At 66.7% G+C, this 12267-nt stretch carries 7 protein-coding genes; 5 read left to right on the top strand and 2 right to left on the bottom strand.

Features of this window, described 5'->3' with window-relative positions; translation table 11 throughout:
• The first annotated feature begins 2 nt into the window (after nucleotides 1–2).
• Entirely contained in the window at nucleotides 3–428 is a 426-nt protein-coding gene (locus B0T44_RS22170) for a hypothetical protein (protein WP_139347644.1), read from the top strand.
• 84 nt (nucleotides 429–512) lie between these two features.
• Here the strand turns inward: B0T44_RS22170 and B0T44_RS22165 are convergent, their stop codons facing one another.
• Both B0T44_RS22165 and B0T44_RS22160 read right to left on the bottom strand, forming a co-directional pair.
• Nucleotides 513–2321, bottom strand: a complete 1809-nt coding sequence (locus tag B0T44_RS22165; protein WP_139347643.1) for an acyl-CoA dehydrogenase family protein — start codon at nucleotides 2319–2321, stop codon at nucleotides 513–515.
• A gap of 74 nt (nucleotides 2322–2395) precedes the next feature.
• Nucleotides 2396–3526 (bottom strand): cytochrome P450 family protein, encoded by a 1131-nt coding sequence (locus tag B0T44_RS22160; RefSeq protein WP_342749206.1) that lies wholly within the window; start codon nucleotides 3524–3526, stop codon nucleotides 2396–2398.
• Nucleotides 3527–4549: 1023 nt separating this feature from the next.
• Between B0T44_RS22160 and B0T44_RS22155 the strand changes: the two genes are divergently transcribed.
• From B0T44_RS22155 to B0T44_RS22140, 4 genes are all read left to right on the top strand, one after another.
• Nucleotides 4550–5572: a ParB/RepB/Spo0J family partition protein gene (locus tag B0T44_RS22155; protein WP_081512525.1), complete on the top strand. Its 1023-nt coding sequence runs from the start codon at nucleotides 4550–4552 to the stop codon at nucleotides 5570–5572.
• Between the two features lie 140 nt (nucleotides 5573–5712).
• Nucleotides 5713–6606 carry a hypothetical protein gene (locus B0T44_RS22150; RefSeq protein WP_077115117.1) on the top strand — a complete coding sequence of 298 codons (894 nt, stop codon included), beginning with the start codon at nucleotides 5713–5715 and terminating at the stop codon, nucleotides 6604–6606.
• 85 nt (nucleotides 6607–6691) lie between these two features.
• Nucleotides 6692–8917, top strand: a complete 2226-nt coding sequence (locus B0T44_RS22145; protein WP_077114796.1) for an MMPL family transporter — start codon at nucleotides 6692–6694, stop codon at nucleotides 8915–8917.
• The coding region (locus B0T44_RS22140; protein WP_139795336.1) for a type I polyketide synthase at nucleotides 8850–12267 on the top strand (3418 nt) is incomplete at its 3' end. The genes B0T44_RS22145 and B0T44_RS22140, both read left to right, overlap by 68 nt.

Genomic DNA, 12267 nt, shown 5'->3' with positions numbered 1-12267 from the left:
CTATGACCGCTTTTCCAGTGTTTCGTTCGTTGCTGCGTGCCGTGCCCGCGGTGCTCGCCGCTATCACAGTGGCCGCAGCCGGAGGGGCCGCGACTGCGCAACCCCTGCCCAGCATTCCCTCGGTGCCCGGCGCAGTGCATCGCCTGCAGATCCTCCCGGGCGAGAACAGCACCGAGGCCAGTGGCAGCGTCGCCCGCGGCAAGAACGACAGCTACTCCATCGCCACGGCGCCGGGTCAGCGCCTGATCTTCGACATCACCTCCACGAACGACAAGGCCCGCGTCTCGGTGGCTCCGCTGATCGGGCCGCAGGTCGCCGACGAGGCTCAGCACGCCGAGTTCGTCGCCGACGGCAACGACTACCAGATCGCCGTCTCCTCCGTCGACGGCGCGGCAGACGACTACACCCTGACCGTTACTGTCGCCTGACGTACCTCGGACAAGATGCGAGTGGCTTCCGCCGACAGGCGGAAGCCACTCGAACTGAGCTCAGGAACTTTCAGCGCCAGCGTATTACCGGCTGCCGAAGAACGTGGGGTCTTCTCGCCTCACGATGTCTGTCCACGCTTCTATGTAATCGGGAGCGAAAAGCGGCGCATCGGGTAGAGGCGGGATCTGAAATGCCTCGGTCAACACAGGCATAACTGTGCGCAGTGACGACCTGGTGTGGTGCAACCGTTTCTCTACTTTCTCAGCGTGCTCGGTCGTCATGATCCCTCGTGTCACGTACCACAGCCCGTGGTCGTGGATTCGGTCGAGTGCGTAGGCCTCGGCCAGCAGCATGACCAGACTCTTTGCGGTCGGATCCTCAACGTCTTGTGCTGCGGATACGAGCGCTGTCGCGGCCAGTCTTTCCGCTGTAGTCGTGGTCAACTCGATGACCGCCGAGTTCTTTCCCATCACGGGCCCGGCCACCAGGTAGTCTCGGTTTGCCAGACCATCGGCGATGACGCGTGCTCGCTGGGAGAGTAGGTCGATATACCAGGGGAGGTTGTCGGGCGTTTCTGGGAGCTCCAGGGCATTCAGGTCCACGCCCAGGTTCCCGGCCGAGATCTGCAGGATCTGGTTCTCGCCTTCCGCGGTGATGATCGCTTCGACGTTGCCGATCCAGTCCACGATCCGGTTGTTCCGCAGGATTCCCTGGCTCGCGGCACGCCATCGACACACTTTCAGTACGTCATGGGCTGTATAGGACAGCAGCGGCTTGGCGAGCATCGCCCAGACGACATGTTCAGGCCGACCGGTGTCATACGCGAGCAGGTCGCGGATGCGTCGCCCCAGCACGCCGGTCGCGTAGGTTGCGGCCAGGGCCCGTACCAAGTCCTGGCCCACATTGTCCCGGTCGGACATCGCTGTGCCGGAACCGGATTTGCGTTGCGGTGCGTAGTTGACCAAACCGGAGAGAGCGGCTCGGGCACTGGCGTTTGCCGCGTTTGCGAGGTCGAGGCGCCCCTGGCTGAGGACATTGATCGACTTATGGAAACGTGCCCCGATCGGAACATCGCATTCGAGGCGACCGTCTTCGTTCATCCGCGCCCAGGTACCGCCCAGCAATGCCTCACGCGGCACCCAGACATTCTCGAACCGAATCAGGGCATGGTCCATCGCCGCCGACGACTTGTCGGGCAGGCGGAAAACTTTGGCGCCTTCGGCGAGCCCTTCCGAAGTCCGCAGCCTCAGCAGGAACGGCAATACGCCTTCGTCGCGCCCCTCGACGACCAGCCGTGCGGTTACGGTGCAGATCTTGGGCACCGAAGGATCCGCAACATTAGGCATAAACTTGCATGACCCGCGCGTAGGCGATTTCAGCCAAAATCCTCCGCTTCGGGGGTCCCAGGTCGCGGTGGTCTGATGGTCGTTCCCGTTCGTTCCGGCGAGCTCGGTCAGGATCAGCACGCCGCCCGCGGCACCAGTGTCCAGTTCTGCCAGACATTGTTGCTGGTATTCGGAGCCATTGCCGAGTGACAGAATGGCGCCTGTGGACAGGTCGAGCTGTCCGGTCAGGATCAGCAGGAGGCGGGGGGTAAGGATTTGCGCCCAGTCGCAGAAAGCCCCGCGAAACTGAGCATCGGAAGCGATCGTGCTCGCCGACGCCCCGAGGCCGGCGAGTGCCTCTTGCAAGAGTGTGGGTGCACGTTCGGCCTCGGCAGCGTGTGTCGATCCTGGGCGCGGCAGATCATCCAATCCGGTGAGGACATCGCGCACCCACGCATGCAGTTTCATGTGATCGCCGAAGAGTACCTGCTGCAACGCCTCAGGTACCGCATCGTTCACATCAGCTGCTGGGTTGGCTTCGCCGACGTGAGCATCCGAAATTGTCATTCAATTCACCCACTACCTCTGCCCAGCCCTGTTTCCAGCACTGGATCTCGTTCTTCCTTGACCCGCCTGTGGATCTACCCGAAGTACGTGATCGGGACAGCAGGCGGGAACTTGACCGGCAGCGCCGCTAATGCCCGGTGGAATGGGCCGGGCCGCCAAAGCATCTGATTGGCCGGAAAGTTGGGCTCGACATCTGGCACAGCGTCGAACAAGAAATCGATGGCTTCGTGCGCGGTCAGCTCCGCTATCTTTTGAGCGGGCTCAGGGCAGGTGTGGGGGCCGGTGCCCCAGGCGAGGTTCCAGCGCCCGTCGGCGAAATCGCCGGTGTTCACGTCAGGGTTGGTAGTGCACGCGGCCATACTGGTGATCACCGGTTGATCAGCGGGTAGCCACACGCTTTGGTCCCCAATATTTTCGACGACCACTGGCCCGCGCGGATACGTGATGCAGTAGTTCGCCAGCGGAGGCTCGTTGGCCAGAGTTTCGAGCAGCGCTGTGCGAGTCATCAACTGAGAGCTGTCACGCGTGGTGATGAATCGAGGGTCGGTCATCATCAAATACAACGTGTTGGCGATGAGGTTCGTCGGGATCTCGTGCCCTGCGGAGTAGCAGGTAACCAACTGGTGCACCATTTCGACGTCGGACAGTCCGGCGCCGTGCTCGAGCAGGCGGGTGGTGACGTCATCTCCGGGAACAACCTTCTTGAGGTGCGCAAGTCCCGTGAACGCCTCGTCGAACATGATGTTCACTGTCGCTGTGTCCACGCCCTCGAACAAGGCAGACGACGCGGCGGCCACCTCTCGGCCGATGTGTGCAGGACAGCCGACGATCTCGTTCAATACCTCGAAGGTGAGTGGGGCCGCGTAATCTTTCAGCAGGTCGGCCTCCCCACGCTCGATGAACTGGTTGATGCGCTGCACTGCGATACGTTCGACAGATCTGCGGACTGCACCCAGGTCGACTTTCTCCAGCGCGTCGAGGGTCGCAGTCCGGTATCGGCGATGTTCTTCGCCGTCCGAACGCAAGGCATTGGGTCGATATTCGATCATCGGCATGATCGGTGCAGCGAGTTGCTCCGGCGAAAGGGTGGCCTGCCACCGCCGTGGATCAGCAGAGAAGCGGGTCGAGTCACTGAGAATATTCTTCGCCGTGTTGTAGCTGATCACCAAGGTGGCATCGAAACCCGGCCAGATCTCCACCGGCACCAAGCTGCCGTACTGTCGGCGCATCTCACGGTAGTAACGGTGCGGGTCCGCAGCGAACTCTGAAGTGTAGATCGGGATTCGTGGGCCGAGGTCTTCGACGGCTACCGCGGCCGTATGGGCGGCTGCGGGCTGTGGGTGTTGCACCCGGATCTCCTTTGATGATCAGTAGTGGTCAAGGGCTGCATGGCATCGAGCAGCACCGGCGACACTGGAAGTTGCTACGGCGTCACTCCGACGCGGCATGCCCCGGCAAAAAACCACGTAACTGCAAGAGTTTTGAGCACCGAAGGGAGTCTAGTCGTTACCTGTCCGCGACCGCAGTTCGAATCGGTGGCTTACCCGTCAGTAGCCAGTTAGGTGCTGATTGCCGTAACACGGGGTTGCCTGTCCCAGCTCCTGGGTGCGCGCAGGTGGCAACCGCGCCGTGCTCTTGTCGCTGACAGAGCTCTCCGGAAGCCGGGGCAAGGGGCTGGAGGATCGACCTGTTCAGAGTTCAATCCGCCAGGCAACACCTCTGCGTGGGGTAGCCGGCGGGCTGGTCGTGTGGGTCGGCCGGGGCTGTCCACCTCGTTGTCATCGTGTTCAGTGCTTCTGTGGCGCTGCACGGTGCGGCATTGTCGGGCACGTCGTCGAAATTCCGCGAGTTCCTCCCTGGCCGACGCTGTAACTCGGCGATCTCGGCCTCCAACTCTGCGATCTGCGTCCTGCTCGGCTGCCCGAGCAATCACTCCAACTTACGAAACCATCGGGCAAACAACGTTGCGCTGGGTTAGCCAGAGAGTGAAACCGATTGTGCCACACACTCTTCGCTGTCGCTCTGCGAACGAGGTTCAGTTTTTCGTTCAGCCGCGACCCACCGATGCGTCATGCAGAATGAGTCTATCGATTCCCCCGCCGTGGGGCGTGGCCGAGTGATACGTTCGGCTCGGCAGGATGGAATGGGCGGTAACTTGCGGGAGCGTGGACGCCCGACCGCCGGCGTAAACCCTTGCCCCGGCGGGTGTTTCGCAAGGTGGGTATCGGATGGATAGTGTATGCGCGGATCTACTGCCACAGGGGCTGGATCCGGGCCGGACAGCCTTCGGTGCGGTGGTCGACGTTGCGGTGTCGAGCCTGCGGGCGCCGGATACACCGCGGATCGACGGTGACGATCCCGAACACGTGCGGTCGCTGGCCGAAGCGGGAGCGCCCTGGCCGCCGATACTTGTCCATCGGCAAACCATGCGCATCATCGATGGCGCGCACCGGGTGCGAGCGGCTCGGTTGTGTGGTCACGACACGATCGCCGCGATCTTGTTCGACGGTGACGAGCGCGAAGCCTTCGTCCTCGCCGTCCGGTTGAACGTGGTGCACGGTCTGCCGCTGTCCCGGGGCGAACGCCGCGCGGCCGCGCTGCGCATCATCCGCGACTATCCCGAATGGTCGAATCGGGCGATCGCGGCAGCGGCCGGGATTTCCGATAAGACGGTGGCGGCGGTGCGCCGGTCGGCTGCAGAACTTCCGCAGTCGCCGCGCCGAGTGGCCCGCAACGGCGTGGTGCACCGGCTGGACACCGCGCAGGCCCGCCGCACGGCGATGGAGTTGCTGCGCACCCAACCCGGCGTGCCGATAGCCGAAATCGCACGTCGTGCGGGTATTTCCGAGACGACGGTGAAGGATGTCCGGCGGCGGATGCGCCGCGGCGAGGACCCGGTGCCTGCGCGCTACCGAGCGGCGCCACGACCCCGCAGGGCCACCCCGGCAGCGGCGAGCCTCGATATCGGGAGCGAGCAGGCCGGGCACTTGGAGTCGGTGGGCAGGCTGCGGCGCGATCCCGCGGTCCGGCATTCCGACTCGGGGCGGCAGTTGCTGCGCTGGCTGGAGGCTCCGGGATTCGATTGTGCGCACTGGGCGAAGGTGGCCGAGAACCTGCCGCCCTACCACATCGCCGCGGTGATCGGCCTAGCCCGGCAACGAGCCGAGGCATGGCAGCATTTCGCCCACCTGCTCGAACAGTACGACGCGCAACCGGCCGCGGGTCGGTGGCCGCTTCCCGGGACGGGCTGAACATCATGAAAAACGTTGGCACCGAGACCTTGTCGAGCAGGAACGTCCGCGACGCAAGCCGTCTTGTGGTCATTGACACCGATGCGGTGAGTCGGTACGAACAACGCACCCAGTTCGCCCGTAACAGAGGGATTCGATCCATGCACAGGATCTTGACGACAGCGATGGTGACCGCCGCGTTGATGGGTGCGTCCGGATCGGGGACCGCCGTGGCCGAGCCGCACCCCAACGACGGCGGTATGGCGAACTGCAATGTCTTCGGCAATGTGCGCCGGCTGCTCGCCGGATACAACGGCGACCCCAACCCGCAGCCCTACCGTCCCTACTACGACGACTTCACCATTGCCCGCCAGGAGAACTGGTGCAGTACGAGCTACGGCGACGGAACCCTGCGGTTCGGCCCGGACGGATTGACCCTCGGCATCGCGGCGTCCCGGCCCGAGGTACTGATGAGCGCTGGATCGGTCATCTCGCACACCAACGTGGAGCAGGGGCATACCGTCACGATGAAGGTCGATGCCTCCGGTTCGGCGGGGTTGAACGGCACGACGGGATGGGGAATCGCCTCCCGCACCACCGATCCCGGCCCGCTGGAAACGGCGTGGTTCTTCCGCAACGACACCGACGGCCCGCTCGGGTCGATCAGTCAGGCGACCACGCCGATATTCGAAGCGATCGGCAGCGACCTGCCGCGGGGGTTCTTCGTGATGGTCAAGCGCGCCCTCGGCCTGCCCGTGATCAAGCAGCTGGATCCGGCCTACCTGGCGGGGGAGCATTCCTATTCGGTGCGGCTGAGCAGCGACAAGGTCGAGTTCTTCATCGATGGCGCCGAGGTCGCGAGTTTCGCCGATCCGCCGACGGGGCGTTCGATCGATATCTCGCGGCAGCCGGTTCCGCTGGTCGGGCAGATCTGGATCGATTCGAGCTACTGGTTTCCCTATATGTGGCCGCAGGTCAACGCCTCCGGCCACTTGATTCGGATCACCGACTACCAGCAGGGCCCGAACGGAGAGGTGCCGTTGGTGTTCGACTGAGGTGTGACGTGGTGGTGCCGGGGGCGGCGCATCACGAACAGGGTCGGGCATCGCGGCCCGGTGCCGGAACCGGGAGGCTACCCAGATGATGCGGTGGGCACGGGTGATCACTGCGCGTCCTCGGCTGCTGTCGTTGGTGACAGTGGGGCTGCTGCTGGCGGCCGGGGTCTGGGGGCTGGGCGTCTTCGATCGACTGAACCTGTCCGGCTACACCGACCCGGGTAGCGAATCGGCGCAGGTCGAGCGGTTGCTCGAAGCCGCGGTGGGACGGCAGACACCGGACGTGGTGGTCGTCTACACCGCTCCGCCCGGTAAGACGGTCGACGATCCCGGTATCCGCGCCGCGGTGGCGGCCCGGCTCGATGCGGTCGATCCGGCACTGCTGGCCCGGCCGATCCGTTCGTACTGGACCTCGCCCCCGTCAGCGAGCACGATGCTGGTCTCTGCCCAGCACACCAGGGCGCTGGCGGTGCTCACCCTCTCGGGCGACGACGACCAGCGGCTGCGGTCCTATATGGAACTGACCTCCGCGCTCCGCGTGCCCGGCGTAACCACCCAGTTCGCCGGCTACCACGCCACGACCACCGCATACAACACCCAGTCGAAGAAGTCGCTCGTCCTCGCCGAGGCCGTGGCGGTCCCGCTGGCGCTGATACTGCTGGTCGTTGTTTTCGGTAGCGCGGTGGCCGCCGCGATCCCGGTGTGCATGGGAGCGCTGGCGGCCTTCGCTGCGCTGGCTCCGCTGCGCCTATCGGCCGATCTCACCGACGTCAGCGGTTTCGCCGTGACCATGGCCTCCGTGCTCGCCTTCGGTATGGCGGTCGATTATGGATTGCTGATCGTCAGCCGCTTCCGTGAGGAGATCGGCCATGACGGGAACCCGGGTGCGGCTGTGCGCCGGACGGTGTGCACCGCGGGCCGCACGGTGGCACTGTCTGGCCTGCTGCTGATGTGCGGCGCCGTTGGCATGATGGTGTTTCCGCAGTCGATGGTGCGGTCCCTGGGTTTCGGTGCGATCGCCGCGGTGGCTATGGCCGGGTTGCTCGCGTTGACAGCGGTGCCCGCGGTGCTGGCGCTGTTCGGCCCGCGTATCGACGCGCTGGCGTGGCGGCGCGGTGCGGTGTGCCGTGGTGAGCAGCGGGCGCAGCGATTCTGGGCTGCGACGGCCACCCATGTCATCGGCCGCCCGATCCTGGTGACGGTCGGTATCGTCGCCGCGCTGAGCGTGTGCGCCGCACCGGTACTCGGTGTGCGATTGGGCGGCAACGATGTGGCCGGGTTGCCCGCGGACGAACCGGCACGGCTCGCCCAGCAGGTGGTGACCACCGAATTCCCGGTCGCGAACAACGGCGCCACGCTGCTGGTGCGCGGTACCGGCGAACGACGGCCCGATGCCGGGGAGGTGGCGGCCGTGCTGCACACCGCCGCGGCGGTGCCCGGGGTGGCCCGGGTCGCGGAAATAGCTGGCACACCGGGTTTCGTCGTCGTGCAGGCGGTGCTGTCCGACGGTGACCTTTCCGATGGCGCGGCGGCGACGGTCGTGGCGCTGCGGAGTATGCCGCTGCCGGACGGGGTCACCGTTCTGGTCGGCGGCGACAACGCAGCGACCGTCGACAGCAATGCTGCGGTAGTGCAACGGTTTCCCTGGATGGTGGCGGTTGCCGTCGGCACCACGTTCGCGCTGATGCTCGTGGCTTTCCGATCGGTCGCGCTGCCGCTGAAGGCGATCGCGGTCGCCGGCCTCGGCCTTGCCGCCACTTTCGGGATCCTGACCTGGATCTTCCAGGACGGACACGGTGCCGAGTTGCTGGGTGTGCAACCCGGTCCGCTGCCCTCCGCAGCACTGATCATGGTCGCCGCGGTGATTTTCGGGCTGTCCACCGACTACGAGGTCTTTCTCATCTCCCGGATGGTGGAGGCGCACGACGCCGGCGCCGACACCGACAGCGCGATCCGGTTCGGTATGGCGCATACCGGCCGGGTGATCAGCGCCGCAGCATCGCTGCTCGTGGTCACCACTGGTGCCTCCGCGCTGTCCGAGGTCTCGGTGATCCGGGTGACCGGCGTCGGCATGGTGCTGGCGATCGTCATCGACGCGACGATCGTGCGGATGCTGCTGGTGCCGGCGATCGTGACATTGATGGGCAACGCGAACTGGTGGCTGCCCGGTATCCGGCGTTCGGGTGATCCCGGACCCCGCGACCATCCGGCGCCCCGATGGTCAACTGTGCAGAAGGAGTGGCATGCCGGCCGACGAGACGTCCCTCGAGTACCTCAAGCGCACTCTGGTCACTCTGCGTTCGACACGTAAACGTCTGACCGAGCTGGAACACCGGCTCGCCGAACCGGTGGCGATCGTCGGCATGGGCTGCCGCCTGCCGGGTGCGGTGACCTCGCCGGAGCAGCTGTGGCGGGCACTGCTCGACGGTCATGACGCGATCGGCCCGTTCCCTGCCGACCGTGGCTGGGACCTGACGACACTGTTCGACGAAACGACCGGTGCGGCCGGGACGTCGGGCGCCAGGGCGGGGGGATTCCTCTACGACGCCCTGGAATTCGACGCTGGGTTCTTCGGTATCAGCCCACGTGAGGCCAAGGCCATGGACCCGCAGCAGCGGCTGGTACTCGAAACAGCGTGGGAGTCGCTCGAGTACGCCGGTATCGCACCGGCGACGCTGCGCGGAAGCGATACCGGCGTGTTCATCGGCGTGATCGACCAGTCCTACGGTGCGGGCGCGGTGGACGCCGATACAGCAGACGCGGAGGGGTACCGCGCGATCGGGGCCACCGCCAGCGTCGTCGCGGGCCGGGTGTCCTATGTCCTCGGGCTGGAAGGCCCGGCAGTGGCGATCGATACGGCGTGCTCGTCGAGCCTGGTGGCCCTGCATCACGCGGTGCACTCGATTCGGTCCGGGGAGTGTTCGATGGCGCTGGCAGGGGGCGTCACGGTGATGTCGACACCGGCCGCGTTCATCGAGTTCTCCCAGCAGGGCGGGCTCACCCGCGACGGGCGGTGCCGTGCCTTCGCCGAGGGCGCGGACGGCACCGGGCTCGCCGAGGGGGTGGCGCTGGTCGTGGTGGAGCGGTTGTCGCGGGCCAGGGAGCTGGGGCACGAGGTCCTGGCCGTGATTCGGGGTTCGGCCGCCAATTCCGATGGTGCTTCGGCCGGGTTGACCGCGCCGAACGGTCCGTCGCAGCAGCGGGTGATCCGGCGGGCGCTGGCGAATGCGGGATTGTCGGCAGGTGAGGTGGATGCGGTGGAGGCGCACGGCACCGGAACAGCGCTCGGGGACCCGATCGAAGCGCAGGCACTGATCGCCACCTACGGGCAGGATCGTCCCGCCGAGCAGCCGCTGTGGCTGGGGTCGATCAAATCCAATATCGGCCATACTCAAGCCGCTGCCGGGGTGGCGGGGGTGATCAAGATGGTGCAGGCCATGCGGCACGGTGTGCTGCCGCAGACACTGCACGCCGAGGTACCCACATCCCAGGTGACCTGGGCCTCGGGCACGGTCCGGCTGTTGACCGAGCAGCGTCCCTGGCCGACCGGTGCACGACCCCGGCGGTCCGCGGTGTCGTCGTTCGGGATCAGCGGCACCAATGCGCATATGATCCTCGAGGAGGCACCACCCGCCGAGCCCGGCGACGCGGAGCGGGCGGCGCCGGACGGGGAATCGGCGGTGCCACTCGCCGGGAACACGGTGGCCTGGCTGGTGTCGGGACGCGACGCCGCGGCGCTGGGCGCCCAGGCGCGGCGGCTGACCGAATACGTGGCCGCGCGACCGGACCTCGACCCCGCCGATATCGGCTGGTCGCTGACCTCGGGCCGGGCAAGGTTCGAACATCGGGCCGTCGTGTTCGGCGAATCCAGGGAACAGTTGCTGGAACGCTTGCCTGCGGTGGAATCCGGGTCGCCGGAGCCGGGCGTGGTGACGGGCGAGACCAGGGGATCGGCGCGGACGGTGTTCGTATTCCCCGGCCAGGGGACGCAGTGGGTGGGGATGGGGCGGGAGCTGCTGGCGTCGTCGCCGGTGTTCGCGCAAGCGATCGACGAGTGCGCGGCAGTGCTTGTGTCTCAGGTGGACTGGTCGCTGCGCGAGGTGCTCGACGGGCCGTCCGAGCGGTCTCGAGCGATGCTGGACCGGATCGATGTGCTGCAACCGGTGCTGTTCTCGGTCATGGTCGCATTGGCCCGGGTGTGGCAGGCGTTCGGCGTACGGCCGGATGCCGTGGCCGGGCATTCCCAGGGGGAGATCGCCGCCGCACACGTCGCCGGAGTGCTGTCACTGGAAGACGCGCTGCGGCTGGTGGTGACCCGGGCACAGATTTTCGCCGAGGAGCTGACCGGAGCCGGTGCGATCGCCTCGGTTGCGCTGTCGCAGGCCGAAGCCGAACGGTATCTGGCCGCGTACCCCGAGCTGTCGTTGGCGGGGGTGAACGGCCCCGGCGGGGTATCGGTCGCCGGCCCGGACGATGCGCTGGAGGCCTTGGTCACGGCGCTCACGGCCGACGGCGTGCGAGCACGGGTGGTGGCAGCCACCGTACCCTCGCATACGGTGGCGGTGGACCGGCTGCGGGGCCGCCTGCTGGGGGCGTTGTCGTTCGCGACTCCCGGCAACGGCGAGATCCCGATCTATTCCACGGTCACCGGCACGCAGATCGCGGGACGCGAACTGACCGCGCGGTACTGGTTCGACAACTGCCGGCGCCCGGTGCTGTTCGAACCGGTCGTGCGGACGCTGCACGCGGACGGGTTCGGCGCGTTCGTCGAGATCAGCCCGCACCCGGTGCTGGCGATGCATATCGAGCACACCCTCGACACCGTGCACGCCAACGGGGCCGCGGCGATCGTGGTCGGCACCCTGCGGCGCGACGAGAGCGCGGCGCAGCGTCTGCTGAACACGGCGGCGCAACTGGAGGTCGGCGGTGTCGACATCGATTGGCGGCAACTGTCCGCACACCGCCGCGCCCGGCGGGTTCGGCTGCCGTCCTATGCGTTCCAGCGTCGCCGCTACTGGCTCGACACCGGGTCGGGTGCGCAGGATGTGCGCGCGCTGGGGCAGTCCGCGGCCGAGCACCCCTTCCTCGCCGCGGTGGTCGCCGCACCGGACTCGGGTGGGCGCACCCTGACCGGTCGGGTGTCGCTGCGTACTCATCCGTGGCTGGCCGACCACTGTTTCGGTGGCCTGGTCCTGTTCCCCGGTACCGGTCTGCTGGAGTTGGCCGTTCGCGCCGGTGACGAGGTCGGCGCCCCGGCCGTCCAGGAACTGGCGCTACTGCAACCGCTGGTGCTGCCCGACGACGGCGGGGTACGCATCCAGGTGGTCGTCGGTGGGTGCGATGACACCGGCGCGCGAGCATTGTCGATCTACGCCTGCCCCGATACCGGCGTCGACACCGAGTGGACCCTGCATGCACGGGGCCGAGTCGCCGCAGGCAGCGGAGTTGTCGGAGGCGCCGCCCAACAGGCGGACGAGCCCGCACTGCCGTCGTGGCCGCCGGCAGGAGCCGTGGCGGTGGATGTCGACGGCGGCTACGACCGACTGGCTGCAGCCGGATACGGATACGGGCCGGTGTTCCGCGGATTGCGCGCGCTGTGGCGCGACGGCGCGGATCTGTACGCCGAGGCGGCGCTACCGGAAGAGGGCGCGGCCCGAGGTT

The organism is Nocardia donostiensis (assembly GCF_002081715.1).
GTDB classification, from domain to species: domain Bacteria; phylum Actinomycetota; class Actinomycetes; order Mycobacteriales; family Mycobacteriaceae; genus Nocardia; species Nocardia donostiensis.
The sequence above is the reverse complement of the archived record's forward strand: the minus strand, read 5'-3'. Positions and strand labels throughout refer to the sequence as shown.

What these genes read in the sequence shown, in the direction of transcription:
- B0T44_RS22165 (WP_139347643.1), bottom strand. Translation starts at nt 2,321, where the DNA reads ATGACAATTTCGGATGCTCACGTCGGCGAAGCCAACCCAGCAGCTGAT.
- B0T44_RS22155 (WP_081512525.1), top strand. Translation starts at nt 4,550, where the DNA reads ATGGATAGTGTATGCGCGGATCTACTGCCACAGGGGCTGGATCCGGGC.
- B0T44_RS22150 (WP_077115117.1), top strand. Translation starts at nt 5,713, where the DNA reads ATGCACAGGATCTTGACGACAGCGATGGTGACCGCCGCGTTGATGGGT.
- B0T44_RS22170 (WP_139347644.1), top strand. Translation starts at nt 3, where the DNA reads ATGACCGCTTTTCCAGTGTTTCGTTCGTTGCTGCGTGCCGTGCCCGCG.
- B0T44_RS22145 (WP_077114796.1), top strand. Translation starts at nt 6,692, where the DNA reads ATGATGCGGTGGGCACGGGTGATCACTGCGCGTCCTCGGCTGCTGTCG.